Origin of the sequence: Indolivaga capnocytophagoides (assembly GCF_036511535.1) — a bacterium.
Taxonomy (GTDB): domain Bacteria; phylum Bacteroidota; class Bacteroidia; order Bacteroidales; family Dysgonomonadaceae; genus Dysgonomonas_A; species Dysgonomonas_A capnocytophagoides.
This window is the reverse complement of sequence record NZ_AP028867.1, coordinates 2,840,514-2,855,666: the sequence shown is the minus strand read 5'-3', so window position 1 is coordinate 2,855,666 and position 15,153 is coordinate 2,840,514. Positions and strand designations below refer to the sequence as shown.

General features: G+C 38.5%; 12 protein-coding genes. 10 read left to right on the top strand and 2 right to left on the bottom strand.

The genetic code is table 11. From position 1 onward, the window contains the following. Window positions 1-38: 38 nt before the first annotated feature. The 6 genes from AABJ51_RS11450 to AABJ51_RS11425 all read left to right on the top strand — a co-directional run bounded on the left by AABJ51_RS11450 (window position 39) and on the right by AABJ51_RS11425 (window position 8,078). Window positions 39-998 carry a pectinesterase family protein gene (locus tag AABJ51_RS11450; protein WP_134436174.1) on the top strand — a complete coding sequence of 320 codons (960 nt, stop codon included), beginning with the start codon at window positions 39-41 and terminating at the stop codon, window positions 996-998. 133 nt (window positions 999-1,131) lie between these two features. Continuing rightward, the gene (locus AABJ51_RS11445; protein ID WP_338372680.1) at window positions 1,132-2,679 is read left to right on the top strand and encodes a glycoside hydrolase family 28 protein; all 1,548 of its coding nucleotides are present in this window, start codon (window positions 1,132-1,134) and stop codon (window positions 2,677-2,679) included. After that, on the top strand, window positions 2,679-4,061 hold the full coding sequence (locus tag AABJ51_RS11440) for a rhamnogalacturonan acetylesterase (RefSeq protein ID WP_338372678.1): 1,383 nt from the start codon (window positions 2,679-2,681) through the stop codon (window positions 4,059-4,061). Before AABJ51_RS11445 ends, AABJ51_RS11440 begins: the two co-directional genes overlap by 1 nt. Before the next feature lie 7 nt (window positions 4,062-4,068). After that, on the top strand, window positions 4,069-4,857 hold the full coding sequence (locus tag AABJ51_RS11435; RefSeq protein WP_338372677.1) for a rhamnogalacturonan acetylesterase: 789 nt from the start codon (window positions 4,069-4,071) through the stop codon (window positions 4,855-4,857). Next, window positions 4,854-6,485, top strand: coding sequence for a glycoside hydrolase family 43 protein (locus AABJ51_RS11430; protein WP_338372675.1), 1,632 nt, complete (start codon window positions 4,854-4,856; stop codon window positions 6,483-6,485). The genes AABJ51_RS11435 and AABJ51_RS11430 overlap by 4 nt, the downstream gene beginning before the upstream one ends. Window positions 6,486-7,091: 606 nt before the next feature. Further along, window positions 7,092-8,078, top strand: a complete 987-nt coding sequence (locus AABJ51_RS11425; protein WP_338372672.1) for an alpha/beta hydrolase fold domain-containing protein — start codon at window positions 7,092-7,094, stop codon at window positions 8,076-8,078. A 29-nt stretch (window positions 8,079-8,107) separates the two neighbouring features. Here AABJ51_RS11425 and AABJ51_RS11420 read toward each other — a convergent pair whose 3' ends face one another. After that, the gene (locus AABJ51_RS11420; RefSeq protein ID WP_338372670.1) at window positions 8,108-10,261 is read right to left on the bottom strand and encodes a helix-turn-helix domain-containing protein; all 2,154 of its coding nucleotides are present in this window, start codon (window positions 10,259-10,261) and stop codon (window positions 8,108-8,110) included. A gap of 34 nt (window positions 10,262-10,295) precedes the next feature. Next, window positions 10,296-10,667, bottom strand: a complete 372-nt coding sequence (locus tag AABJ51_RS11415) for a thioesterase family protein (protein ID WP_026626819.1) — start codon at window positions 10,665-10,667, stop codon at window positions 10,296-10,298. Between the two features lie 580 nt (window positions 10,668-11,247). Between AABJ51_RS11415 and AABJ51_RS11410 the strand changes: the two genes are divergently transcribed. The 4 genes from AABJ51_RS11410 to AABJ51_RS11395 all read left to right on the top strand — a co-directional run bounded on the left by AABJ51_RS11410 (window position 11,248) and on the right by AABJ51_RS11395 (window position 14,971). After that, complete coding sequence (locus tag AABJ51_RS11410) at window positions 11,248-12,132, top strand: helix-turn-helix domain-containing protein (RefSeq protein ID WP_338372667.1); 885 nt, start codon at window positions 11,248-11,250, stop codon at window positions 12,130-12,132. A 353-nt stretch (window positions 12,133-12,485) separates the two neighbouring features. Next, window positions 12,486-13,034, top strand: a complete 549-nt coding sequence (locus tag AABJ51_RS11405; protein ID WP_026626817.1) for a hypothetical protein — start codon at window positions 12,486-12,488, stop codon at window positions 13,032-13,034. Window positions 13,035-13,140: 106 nt separating this feature from the next. After that, the gene (locus AABJ51_RS11400) at window positions 13,141-13,938 is read left to right on the top strand and encodes a fimbrial biogenesis chaperone (protein WP_134436169.1); all 798 of its coding nucleotides are present in this window, start codon (window positions 13,141-13,143) and stop codon (window positions 13,936-13,938) included. Beyond that, window positions 13,931-14,971 carry a hypothetical protein gene (locus AABJ51_RS11395; RefSeq protein ID WP_026626815.1) on the top strand — a complete coding sequence of 347 codons (1,041 nt, stop codon included), beginning with the start codon at window positions 13,931-13,933 and terminating at the stop codon, window positions 14,969-14,971. Before AABJ51_RS11400 ends, AABJ51_RS11395 begins: the two co-directional genes overlap by 8 nt. Window positions 14,972-15,153: the final 182 nt, after the last annotated feature.

Genomic DNA, 15,153 nt, shown 5'->3' with positions numbered 1-15,153 from the left:
TCAATATATCCTTAAATACCTTTAGTTACTTATTTATCATGAAAAAAACTATTTATTTATTCTTTCTCCTATGTTTTTCTTTGACATTGTTTGCTTCGGAAGATAGCAGAACTATTGTCGTAGATCGTAACGGAACCGGACATTTCCGTAATATACAACAAGCTATAGATTCGGTCAGAGCTTTTGATCCGAAAGGAGAAATAACCATTTTTGTCAAAAAAGGAGTATATAAAGAGAAGCTTATTCTGCATTCGTATCTGACTAATGTAAAGTTGGTAGGAGAGGATAGAGATAAAACAATCATTAACTACGATGACCATGCCAATATAAATAAGATGGGCACTTTCAGAACATATTCCTTTTTATTAAGCGGAAATGATATAACTGTAGAAAATCTTACTATTGAAAATTCTGCGGCTCCAATGGGACAGGCAGTTGCTCTGTTTGTTGAAGGAGACCGTGTCATCTTCAGGAATTGCCGTTTTCTGGGAAATCAGGATACGATTTATGCAGGACGAGAGAATATGCGTCAATATTTTGAGAACTGCTACATCGAAGGTACGACTGATTTTATATTCGGACCCTCGACCTGCTGGTTCGAAAACTGTGTGATTTATTGTAAATCCAACTCATATATAACAGCTGCAAGTACTCCCGAGAATATAAAGTACGGGTATATATTCAATAATTGTAAAATAGAAGTTGCTCCCGAGGTTAAGAATATGTATTTGGGACGTCCATGGAGAGCTTATGCTATGACATTATTTATGAATTGTTATCTGCCGAAAGGCATTAAAGCCGAAGGATGGCATAACTGGAGTAATGCAGAAAACGAGAAGACCGCCCGTTACATGGAATACAATAATACAGGAGAGGGTGCGTCTACATCCGGGCGTGTCAACTGGGTGAAAATTCTGAATAGACAGCAAGCTGCCGAATATACGGTTGAGAATGTATTTAAGGGTTGCGATGGTTGGAATCCTGTAACAAAGAAATGATATCAAAGTGTGTGGATCAATACCCTTAAAATATAAGTAACAGCAAGTATTTAATAATATACTTTTAGTTTATAACAGGCTTTGGTTGTTTTACTTATCAAAGCTATAAATAGGTTTGAGACCTTAATAGTCTATGAGAAAGATATTTTTTAGTATAATATTCTGTTTGAGTATATTGGCAATTCAGGCAAAGATATATGATATAAAAAGCCTGGGAGCCGATACTTCAGGAAAAGTAGCTTGTACAGATCTGATCAAGCAAAGTATAAAGAATGCGTCGGCCGAAGGTGGCGGTACTATTTATTTTCCTGCGGGAACTTATCTTACAGCTGCAATTCATCTTGAAAGTAATATTACACTTGATATAGAATCGGGTGCTGTATTGAAGTTTTCGACAACATTCGAGGATTATCTTCCTTTTGTGAAAGTCCGCTGGGAAGGTGTCTTCATGAATAGCCTTTCTCCCCTTATTTATGCCGATAAGGCCGAGAATATCACTATTAAAGGTCGGGGAGTTATCGACGGACAAGGTCATACATGGTGGAAAGAATCTCGCCGGTTGATAGACGAAATAAGAAAAGACGGAAAAACTTCAGCTACCAATAAACTTCAGCAGATGTGGCTTGATGCGAATAAAGGCATTAAGGTAAGTCCATATTATGAGTCGACACTTGAACGTAAATTTTTCCGTCCGCCGTTTATTCAGTTTCACGAATCGAAAAATATACTTATTGAAGGAATAACGATCATTAATTCTCCTTTTTGGACAATCAATCCTATCGGTTGCGATGATCTGTTAATACATGGGGTTACGATCAACAACCCGTCTTCGAACCCTAAAGGACATAATACCGATGGCATTAATCCCGAATCATGCAGGAATGTCCGCATTTCTGATTGTTTTCTCAGTGTCGGGGACGACTGTATCACCATTAAATCGGGAAGAGACGAAGACGGACGAAACTATGGACGTCCGTGTGAAAATATAACTATAACCAATTGTATCATGCTGGCAGGACATGGAGGTGTGGTTATCGGAAGTGAAATGTCGGGAGGAGTAAAGAAAGTCACTATCTCTAATTGTGTATTTAACGGAACAGATGCCGGAATACGTCTTAAATCATCAAGGGGCAGAGGTGGTATTGTAGAAGAAATACGTGTTGATAATATTGTCATGAATAATATTCAGCGGAACGCATTTATTTTCGATCTTTTTTATGACAAGGATTCTAAGGAAGAACCCGTATCGGAGCGTACTCCTGTATTCCGCAATGTTCATATCAGTAATGTTACAGGTAGTGATGTGAAAAAAATAGGCTATATAACAGGAATCAATGAAATGCCCATATCGGAAATCTCATTTTCGAATATAAATATGGTTGCCGAAAATGGCTTTACCGCTAAAACCGCTAAGAATATTACATTCCATAATATCGACTTTTCAGTAAAAAAAGGTGCGGCTTTGTCTTTTGATGAATGTCAGGATATTGTTATTGATAATGTTCACTCAAAAGTACCCTTGGCTAATCAGCCGATCATAGAATTAAATAAGGTGAGCAATGGTTTTATCAATAACTGTATTCAGCTAACTAAAGCCGATATTTTTTGTAAAGAAATAGACAGTGAGATCGTATGGGGAAATAACTTTCTGAATAATGTAAAAACGGTAAAAATTAAGTAATGAAAAGATATTTTTTGCAAATCGGTTTTGTTGCAATAGTTCTCTTAGTGCAGGTCGGAATATTAAATGCGCAAGTGCGTATTCTTACCATAGGAGATTCTACTATGGCGGACTATGATGTGGAAAAGCGAACCGGAGAAAATGAAATGCGAGGGTGGGGGCAGATGCTGCCTCTGTTCTTAACCAATGGCGCAAAATCGGAAAATGCAGCGAAAAACGGACGCAGTTCTAAGTCGTTTTATTACGAATTCTGGTTAGAATTGAGGAATACTTTGAAACCGGGAGATTATGTTTTTATCCAGTTCGGACATAATGATGAAAAGAATCAGGGCTTGGATACCAATCCTGCTGACACTAAGGAACGGGGAACGGCTGCATGGGGGCAGTATCAGGAATATCTTACACGGTATGTAAGCGAATCTCGTGAAAGGGGAGCTATACCTGTTCTGATGACTCCTATTGTACGTTGTCTGCCCGAAGATAGTGATACGACCAGGCTTTCGGGTACCGGGCTGCATAATCTGAGGGAAATCGCCGGAAACGATTCGACAATGAACTACCCTATGGCTATGCGTGCTCTTGCCCGTAAACTGAATGTCCCTTTAGTGGATATGACCGCATTGACCGAAAAACTGGTATTGGAATACGGGCCTGTAAAAGCACGCCGGATTATTTATGCGAAGAATGACAATACCCACTTAAAAGCAAAAGGTGGAATTTTATTTGCCCGTTTGGCAGTACAAGATCTGTTGAGTAAGAGTATTTTATCCGATTATTTATCTATCCCTGTTGATAGTGTATTATTCAATACTGACCGATTATCCGAATTGGAAAAATCACAGAAGGAGCAAACGAGACATCTTAAAATTCAGGAATATAAGAGCAAAGGGGCAGAAGCGGCTTATCTAACTTATGTTCCGAGTCTGAAATCTCAGAATGGAATTCCTTCACATATTACGGTGACGGAGCAATTGGAAGGTCTGAAATATACAGCCGATAATAAGATAATCATTGACGGGGAAAGATGGCCTGACGGGGATATAGACCAGAATGCAAACCGATATATTCAATTCTCGATTAAGCAGGGTAAGGGTGAGTTTTGTGTTGATTCAATCGGAGTACAGTTAAAAAGTCTGAAAGGCGATGGAATGTATGTTACTGTATTGATAAGTACTGATCTTTCGTTTTCTAAAGCGGAAACTCTGGCTTCTATGGAAAAACTACCGAAAGATAAAATAGCTTATTTTGATCTTAAAACCTGTATTGAACTGAAAGATGACAGAATGATTTATCTGAGAATATACCCTTGGTATAGCAAAGCTGCTTCGGGTAAATGTCTGGAAGTAAGCAAGATTTCAGTTAATGGTTTAATTTTAAGATAAGGAGCTTATGAAATCAATAAAGATATCTTTTTTTGTATTGTTGATAGCGGCGGTGCTTACAGCATCTAAAGAAAGACCTGTGCATATATTTATGGCGGGCGATTCTACTATGGCTTTAAAACCTTTAGCAAAGATGGTGTTGGATAGCATTTCTGGAGACAGTATTTCGGAACCTTTTCCCGAAAGGGGATGGGGACAGGTTTTGCCTGATTTCTTTAATGAAAATATTGTCATTGAGGATTATGCGCAGAATGGGCGCAGCTCCAGAACTTTTATAGAGCAAGGATGGTGGCAGAAAATACTGGATGGAGTGCAAGCCGGAGATTATGTGGTGATTCAGTTCGGACATAATGACGAAGCTGCGGACAGACCCGATAGATATACTCCACCGGAACAATATGTGGAGAATTTATCCCGCTTTGTAGACGAAGTCAGAGCTAAAGGCGGCAACCCTATTATTTGTACATCCGTAGTGAGAAGGCGTTTTGATAAGAATGGTAATTTTTTAGATTCGCATGGTGTTTATGTCGATCTGGCTCGGAAAGTGGCAAAGGATAAAGGTGTATATATGATAGATATGTCTGAGAAAAGCAAAAAATATATTGTGACGATGGGAGAGGAAGAATCCACTTCGTTATTTCTCCATGTAAAAGATGGGGAGAATCGTAACTTTCCGGGAGGAAGAATTGATAATACCCACTTTCGGGATAAAGGAGCCAGAGTTATGGCATCCTTATTTGTTGTGGGATTGAATGAAAATAATATTAGAAGTTTAACCAAAAATTTAAAACAATGAATATTCTGAAATTAGGTGTTGCCGGATTGTTGTTCAGTTTATCGCTGACAGCAGTAAACGGGCAGAACAATATATCGCAGACATGGATTGCGGATCAGGGGAATGGTACTTATAAAAATCCGATACTGTATGCCGATTATTCCGATCCGGATGTTTGCAGAGTCGGAGATGATTATTACATGACAGCTTCAAGCTTTAACTGTATCCCTGGATTACCGATTCTTCATTCTAAGGATTTAGTTAATTGGACTATCATCGGCTATGCAATTAAAGATGGTCAGCCTCCTGCTTCGGTATTTTCTAAGGTAATGCACGGCGGTGGCGTTTGGGCTCCTGCGATCCGTTATCATAAGGGTGAATTTTATATTTATTACGGCGATCCGGATTATGGTATCTATATGACTAAAACTAAAGATCCGGCAGGAGAATGGGAGCCTTTAGTATTGGTAAAAGAAGGAAAAGGGCTGATAGATTCATGTCCGTTGTTCGATGATAATGGAGATGTGTATCTGGCTCATGCTTATGCCGGAAGCCGTGCCGGAATCAAAAGCCTTTTGGCTGTAACAAAGCTGACACCCGATGGTAAGAAAGCTATTGGAGAATCGAAGATTATTTATGATGGGCATGATTTGGATCCAACTATAGAAGGTCCTAAATTTTATAAACGCAACGGGTATTATTATATATTTGCTCCGGCCGGAGGTGTTGCTACTGGCTGGCAATTGGCAATGAGATCGAAATCTCCTTTTGGTCCTTACGAGCGTAAAGTTGTTATGGCTCAGGGACAGACTCCTGTAAATGGACCTCACCAAGGAGCATGGGTAGACACTACAACCGGAGAAGATTGGTTTATTCATTTTCAGGATGTTGGTGCATTGGGACGTATTACCCATCTGCAACCAATGAAGTGGGTGAACGACTGGCCTGTGATCGGGGTTGATAAAGATGGTGATGGATGCGGCGATCCGGTTTTAAGCTATAAGAAACCAAATGTAGGAAAAAGTTATCCTGTTGCAACTCCTGCCGAAAGCGATGAGTTTTCGACAAATGAATTGGGTTTACAATGGCAATGGCATGCAAACCCTCAGTCGTGGTGGTATTTTACCGACCAGACAAGAGGTGTTTTGAGTTTGTATTCCGTACCGGTAGTCGATGGTTATAAAAGCCTTTGGGATGTACCTAACTTATTGATGCAAAAAACACCTGCTCCCGAATTTACTGCAACAATGAAACTTACACTTTGTCCTGATAACCGCTATTTCGGCGAACGTACAGGATTAGTGGTAATGGGATTGGACTATGGAGTGCTTGCTTTTGAAAATACCGAAAAAGGATTTGTTTTGTCTCAGTCGGAATGTATCAACGCGGAAAAAGGATCAGAGGAAAAGGTGAATGCTTCGGTAACACTAAAGGACTCTACTGTATATTTGAGAGTAAAAGTCTCGAAAGATACATCTTGTGTATTTTCTTATAGTGAGGACGGAAAGAAATTTACCATATTAGGAAATCCCTTTAAAGCGAAAGAAGGTAAATGGATAGGTGCTAAAGTAGGGACATTCTGTACTCGTCCGATTCAGAAAAATGATGGAGGACGTGTTGATATAGACTGGTTCAGATTAAGTAAGTGAGAAGTATTTAATAATGAATAATGTCAATTAGTAGTTAGATTGATAAAACGTTCTTTTGGATTATGCTATTTACTACGCGCAATCATAGATTGCTTGTGTTCCTTTTGGCTAAAGCCCCAAAAGGAACCAAAAGGTCTTTGGCGCTGTGAGGCTCTACCTATCTGACTACGTTCACGGGCGAAACTAAATAAAACTCGCCTTTTAGGCTCAAACAACATTTAGTTTTAACGCCCGTTTCACTGGTCAGATTACGGCTCCTCCTCTATATGCGCCTTTGCTGACGCACGAAGAGGCTTATGCCAGCCTATAAACAAGTCTGCACCCCTTCGTCCGTTAGGTCTTCGACCTCGGCGGAAGCCCAGGGTACCCGCTGCACGAAGAAAGCGTTAAAAGACAAATAGATATCAGCGATAATCATTTTTATTTGTCTTAGCTTTCGAGAGCTGAGCGGGTCGGGATGCAGACGCAGTCTTGATTTTTTGTTTCGTTTTGCATCAAGGCAAAATGAAAAACAAAGCCGGGAGGCTGCGTTAGTAAATAGATGAACTTCAAAGCATAATCTAAAAGAACGTTTTTCAACTACTGATTCGCATGAATAAGTATCTGATGAGAATAGTTTTTGTTATTCTGATGGTTTTCAATTTTATCTTGGTTTCATCGCAAGGAGGAAAGGTGGTGGTGCCTCGTGATACGAGCTTTGCTTTGTATAGCACTTATGTGAAGGAATCAAAGAGAAGACCTTATATAAAAATGGTAAAACCCGATCTTCCGCAGGGGATGCTTGCTTTTGAAAATATCGGGTATTCACATCCATACGAAGGCAGATCGCTCTTGCTGAATATATACCGTCCCGATAATAAGAATAAATATCCTGCATTGATACTTGTTCACGGAGGAGGATGGAGTTCAGGCAACTTATCTATGGAGGTTCCTATGGCACAGGCTGTTGCTCAGAAAGGGTATGTAACCATTCCTGTTGAATACCGACTATCTCCCGAAGCAGAATATCCGGCAGCTGTTTTCGATCTGAAAACAGCTGTCCGCTGGGTGAAAGCTAATGCTGAGAAGTATGGTATTGACACTACCCGTATAGCTATTTCAGGCACATCGGCAGGAGGTCAGCTTGCAGCATTGATCGGTATCACTAACGGGCAAAGCCAATATGAGGATCGATTGGAATATAGCGAATATTCGAGTATAGTTCAGGCTGTTATTAATATTGACGGTATTACCGATTTTACCGATAAAACGGCATTGGAGAATGTCCGGGAATCTTTGGATAAGGGTAAGATTCCGGCTTCTGTCAAATGGTTCGGTGGCAATTATGATGAAAAAAAGGACGATTGGATTGCCGCTTCTTCTGTTTTTCATATAACCGGGCAGTCGGCTCCGATTTGTTTTATAAACAGTTCTATCGACCGTTTTCATGACGGGCGGGATCAGACCATCGCGAAATTAAATGGATATAATATATATTCGGAAGTACATACTTTACCCGATACTCCCCATCCTTTTTGGTTATTCGATCCTTGGTTTGAAACTACTACCGGATACATGACCGCTTTTTTGGATAAGATGTTTAAATCCAATTAAGCAAATGAAAGTATTTAAGGTCTCAGACCTTAGCTGTTCTGTAATTTGATGTGGTTCAGTACGGCTTTGATTTCCATATAGGTACATTCTTTGGGCAGAAGTTCTTTAAAGAAAGACAAGGAGTTCTGCTCAGGATGTTTCTCTATGATGGAAATCATATAACCTAGTTTCGCCTGAGGAACGAGCAGGTCAACGGATATATCTTTAGTCAGGATAAACTCAGCTAAATGATTTTCTATAGTAGTCGTAGATAGACTTCTTTCCGATGCTATTTCTTTAATGCTTTTTCCTTCTTTGAATAATGAGAGTGTTATTCTTTGGCTGTCTCCTTTCTTTGGTTTTGATTTTGTTTCTTCCTTTTCGGCAGACACGGGCGTTGGAGACAATCGCTTTAATATAAGATCATTTGTCAGATTAATATCTCCGTATCCGATGTGTTCCAGTTTTTCAAGCAGTTTAATAAGTGTGCTGTGTATTTCGGATACTTTTTTGACATAAGCTTTTACCTTAGATTTTTTCTGATAAGCCCGAAGATGTTCTTCTATCGGGAGTATAACCTTTATTTGCAGGTCGCGGTGGAAATACAAAATAGCCTTTTGTACCCGTTCTTCAAGTCTGTTTATGTCAGGTGACTGTACCGATAAAATCTGTTGTAATTCTTTTCTGAAATTCGCGGCGATCTTACTTTGATTGGATACCTCTTCGTAAATAGAAGATATGAGAGTAAGTATTTCTTCTTTCTCGGGGATTTTTTTATCTGAAGCAATTTCTCTGAATGTCTGTATGCAACGGATATACGGAGACCATTCGAAATTGCGGAGAAGTTGTTCTGCACAGAAACGGGGCTTTTCTTCTTCCAGAATATTGTGTAGTGTAGAAATCGGCTGTTCTCGTTTCGAAAACTCTATGGCATATGGGTCGGTACTTATACTTTGAGATGTAAGTTGTGAATACAAAATAATGCCGTCGAGAGTGGTACAGCGGCTCAGAGCGACATATACCTGTCCTGCGGCAAAGGCTTGTCCGGCATCGATAACAACTCTGTCGAAAGTTAATCCCTGGCTTTTGTGAATGGTTATAGCCCATGCCAGACGGATAGGGTACTGAGTGAATGAACCGAGTTCCTCTTCTTCTATCTCACCTGAATCTTCGTTTAGTTTGTATCTTACATTCTTCCATGACTCTTTTTCTACTTCCAGTAACTCGCCGTTCTCGAAACGGACTGTTATAGACTCTTCTTTCAGATTATCTATAATACCAATTTTTCCATTGTAATATCGGCGCGATTCACCCGAATCATTTTTGATGAACATGATTTGCGCTCCCGCCTTCAGGCTTAACTCGTTTTCGGTAGGCAAGGCATTCTCTGAAAAATCTCCTCTGATCTGCCCTCTGAAAGAATATTCCTTTCCCCCAAGCCTGCCTAATTCGGCTCTGTTTATTTGTTCCGCTTTATAATTGTGCGTACAGAGTGTTATATAGCTGTTTTCGGTAGACGGTGTAAATTGAGGATTATAATGGCTGTTCAGAAGTTTCAGGTCTTCCGATGTTGTACGGTTGTTGCGTATGCGGTTGAGTATTTCTACAAATAACGGATCGTTTTGTCTGTATACTGTTTTGAGTTCGAGGTATAATAACGGATAGTTTGCTAGTACCTGAGCATGAAAGAAAAATGGAGACTGATAAAAGCTGCGGAGCGTCTCCCATTCGGAATTCTGTACAACCGGAGGTAACTGAAACATATCTCCAATAAGCAAAAGCTGTACGCCTCCAAACGGAGTCGCATTATTTCTGTACCGGCGAAGCATATAATCAACGGCATCCAGCATATCTGCTCTCAGCATACTTACTTCGTCAATGATCAGTAACTCCAGTTCTCTCAGCATTTCTATCTTGGAGCGACGCAGTTTGAAGTGATAATCGAGTTTCTTTTTGCCTTCAAAGTCCGGCGTAAACGGCTCGAACGGAAGTTGCAGTAAAGAGTGCAGGGTTACACCGCCTGCATTGATAGCAGCTACTCCGGTGGGAGCTGCTACAATGATGTTTTTGTGGCATGTGGCCCTGATATGATGTAGAAATGTTGTCTTTCCGGTACCTGCCTTTCCTGTAAGATATATAGACTGGGATGTATGGCAAACGATATCCGAAGCCAACTTGAATATGTCGTTTACCTCAATACTCATTATTTTATTGCTTATTTTGTATGTTTTTTCAGGTTTATAGTTTAGATAAGAACTTTTGACGGTCTACAATAAAACGAATATGAGTACCTTCGCCGATTGTTCCCTGGCTGTCTGCTGCTTTAACTGTAAATGTTAACTTGCGTTTATCTATTTCGGTCAAAACTGCAGTTGCTTCGATTGTTTCACCCAACCCCGACGGTTTGATGTGAGATACATTGATCAATGAGCCGACTGTAGCGGATTCTTCGGGAAGAAATGCTGAAACAGCTTTCATTGCAGCGTTTTCCATTAAAGCGACCATTGCCGGAGTTGCGAATACGTTCATGTCGCCAGAGCCTAAAGCTAACGCTGTATTGCTGTTATCAACTGTAGTTTTACTTTTAAATTCCAAACCTTCTTTAAGCATAACTTTATTTTAAGATAGTTGTTATTCAACTTTTAACTGATATACAAATAAGTCCGATACTTATATCTCTCAAAAATACTAAATATTCGATGAACCGAGGTCTTGTTTCTGAATAATTGCTGTTCGTAACAATGAATATAAACTGGTAGTGTTTCGGTAATTTACTGTTTTGCTATAGTTTATATTCTTATCTATATTCATTTTATTTATAAATCATTGAGGAGTATGTAATGGGCTAGTATACAGGGTTTTGATGTTTTTTGTGATTTTTTTTTACTATAAATCTGATTTGTATTGTAAACTAAAGGTCTGAGTGCTTGTTCTCTATCATGATATAGAACGTATAATTCAAATTAGAAGATTGTGTTTTGTTATTATGATTGACTATAACTATTTACTTATGATCGAAAGAGACCAAAGGCTATTATTGAGTTAAAAGAATAAATAAAAATATAAAAAATAGATTTTAAAGTTGGGAGTGTTTTGATCAACCTTGATAAAATTATACTGATGAGAATGATGCCTTTTGATTATTGGTCAGTCTTTTACAGGAAGAACTTAAGCCCTAAAATTAACCTGTATGAACAAAGATCATTTAAAAGCGAATGAAGTCCCTAATCCGGCAGATGGGGAAGTGGTATCTCAATTAACCGAGGTCGATGACTCGTTTTCTGTATTTCATGAAGATATAGGAAACCATATCACGATAGGAAATGTTGATGAAAATGTGATAATTTTTTTGCTAAGAGGAAGGATCGAGATAAAGAAATCTGATGGTTCTTCTATGTTGCTCATGGGTAACCGTATGTATTGTATGTCCTGTAATCATACCCCATATCATGGAGATGTTTTGCATACAGCTGTTTATATTATTCTCAAAACAGATTCGTTACTTCCTTACATTGATAAGCAGACAATACAGAAAGTGAAAAAATATAAAAGTGAGTCTGGAGATGAGATCGGGGCTTTGGATATTGAGAAAATGTTGAGGTTTTTCTTAGCGAGTATTGTTTTTCTCAAAAATAATGATCTAAAATCGAATGTATTATTTGCTTTAAAACGTCAGGAACTGTTATTCATCAGCCGAAAGCTTTATCCTCAGGAAGAACTTATTCGTTTTATTAAGCCGGCTATAGTTGATGTCAGTGAATTCAGATTGGAGGTTATGTCGAAATATACTAATTCGATAACAGTGAAAGAACTGGCTTCAGAATGTTTCATGATACCCAAAACGTTTACCAAATACTTTAAAGACGAATTTGGGGAAACCCCTCATAAGTGGATTATGGATCGTAAAATCAATAATCTGAATAACTTTTTCTTTTATAAAGGAGCTACTATCGATGATATTTTGAAAGAGTTCGGGTTTGTTTCTCTATCCGAATTGAATAAGTTTTGTGTGAGATATCAGTTGATAAATATTTTATCTGTGACAAGGGGAGTTTTGAAAAGTCAGAAAAATTAGAGCTTTTTTAACTAAAAATTCCATATTTCTATACTACAATAACATGTATTCGGACGTTTTTATGTATTCTTTCCCTTTTTTTCCTTTTTTTCTCCCTTTTTTTTCTCTCTAAGATGTCATCACCGATATATCTTTGCATCATCAAAATGAGAACAGAATAAAGCTTTTAAAAGAAATCAATTATTTGTTATATAAAGTTTTAGGAATCAGTTTTACTCTTGATTTATTATTTTTTTTAGATTATGATTATTGGATGTTTGTGAAAATAAAAAATGATTATTTGAAGTAATATTTTCGAGAGATTTTTTTAGAGAGTGTTGTAAAAAGTAAAAAAAATTAAATTAAAAAAGTAAATGAAAGTCAATTTTTTAACAGCCATATTGGCAGTTGTTAGTTTGTTTGGTGTAGTAACTGTAGCTAATGCGCAAAGTACTGGAAATGTAACCTTGAACATTAAATTAAATCCTATTCAAACTTTGGTTGTAAACTCAAAACAAACTACAGTAGATTTGAATTATACAACAAAAAATGACTATGCGAATGGTGTAAGCGTAGATCAAGCTGACCACTTAACAGTTTATAGTACCGGTGGTTTTCAGGTGAAGGTAAAAGCTTCAGGATCTCAACTTACAGGTAAAGCGAACAACATTAATGTAAGCGATGTTACATTAACTGCTTCTAACGGAACACAGGCCTTGTCTAACAGTGCATCTTTTAGCTCAGCTCAATTATCAGCTGAAGATAAAGTGATCGTATCGAGCTCAAAAGGTGGTGTTGATAAAACTATCAATGTGAACTATGCTGCAAAAGGAGACAACAATGCATATTTGGATTATTACCAAAATACAGAAAATCCTACTGTGTTCACTACAACATTAACTTATACAATTGTAGCTCAATAATAAGAACGAGAAAACAGCGCATCATATAAACAGGCTTTAGTGCCTGAAAAAGAAGAGTCTTATAGTGAACACTATATACTCTTCTTTGTTTTATAAGAAAAATTGTATGAAAAACAAGATTGTTTTAACAGTTGGGCTATTGATATTGGCTATTGCCGGATATGCTCAAACCGGTATATCTGTATCTCCTCCGAGACTTTATTTTGAAGCTGATCCGGGACAAACGCAAACGGAGCAGGTTGTAGTGACTAATGTTAGTGCCAAAACTGTATTGGAGCTGGCTGTTACTCTTGCCGACTGGCAATATAATGATCTTGGTGAAAATATGATTTATCAGGCTGATACTCTGGCTAACTCGTGTGCGAGTTGGGTTAACTTGAACGGAAATTCATATTTGTCTTTAAAGCCCGGCGAAAGCAAGGCTATAGATATTAGTATAACAGCTCCGGCCGGATTAACATCTGATGTGCCGGTGCATACAGCGATGCTTTACGTAACGCAGATGAACCCTGTGGATGATGTTGATAAAGATGGGGCGAATATTAAAGTCAGCGTGAGATCCGGAATAAAGTTGTTTCATAGGACAACAACTCCCCGCGAACGAAAAATTGATGTACAGAACCTGTCTTTTGAGAAAAGCGACAATCGTATACTTCTGGTATTCAATAATGAGGGGAACGTATGGACTGATGGGGATATTTCTATCGACCTGTTCAATAAAAGTCTGGGCAAAGAAATTCATCTGGAGAATATGATCTTTTATTCTATGCCGATGGATCATCGGAAGGTATATATAAAAATGCCTGATAAATTAGAGAAAGGGAACTATACTGCAACCGTACTTATCGATTATGGAGATGAGAACAATATTGAAGCTGCTGAATTAGACTTTGTATATGAATAAACTTTTTTTTATATCGGTAATAGTTTGTACCTGCCTTCAATCCATCAAGGCGCAATTATCTTTCTCGACATGGAGCTCTAATTATATGAGCGTCAATTCGTATCAGGGATATACTGCTTCAGATGCGATGGTTACAAGATTTACCTATAGTGGCACAAACTTGAATATTTCGAACTGGAAACTGTCGGTAAGCGTACAGACTCCGATTAAATCAACCGATGGTACAGCCGAATTTCCATCGGATAAGATTGCATTTATCCCGATCAACACGGTAGGGCAGGCACAGCCTAAGGCTATTCCTACTATTTCGGAGATAGGTATGCCTTCTATTGTCCCTCTTAACGGGAGCAGCGAGGTGTATTTGGTTCCCCGTTCCAATGCCCCGTTATATAATGTTTCGGCATACAATTCGTATTACGACCTTCAATTGCATTACAACATTCAGGTACTGCCCGGTGCTTATCTGAAAGATCTGCAAGGCGGATACAATCAAAAGACATACTGGCTTGCTCTTACATTCAGGGCATACGGCAGTAATAATGAGCTTATAGGATCGTATCAGCAAACCTATCAGATAGATGTATTTAAGTTGACGGATAGCCCTATCGAAGAGAATACCTATTCGATCCGTATATCGAGCGAAGCTCAGAAAGGTTTTCTGGAAATGAAATCTCTTGCTGATTATGCAAGTGGAGTAAAGGTTGTATATTCGAGCGGGTTGAATGTGATTACGAATGTACCTTACCAGATATCACTACGGTCGGTATCTCCTCAGTTTGTATCGGATAAAGGGAGTACTTTACCTCTGAATGTAGTGAAGATGCATTTAGTGCCGGTTGGTTCTAATTCGGCCTCGGTCAGTACAATTGAACTTTCGAACACATCGCAGATTATAGCGGACGGACCTTCAACCAAAAATGCACAGAGTTATTACGATATCCAATATTGGACATCGCCTGCCGATAATCAGCTGATAGAAGCGGTTATGGCAGAATACAGTACAACTCTGTTGTATGAAATAACTCCGAAGTAAGGGCGGCGTAGATCCCTTTATTGTTATTAAGGTCTCAGATCTTTTGTTGACTTGCAAGTATAAATGCATCAGATTGTTATCGCTTTTAAAAGCATTATTAAATACCTTCTGTTGCTTAATTAGAGATACTCACATCTTTATTCTATGCAGAGAGCATAGCAGATATGATATATAGAATGACT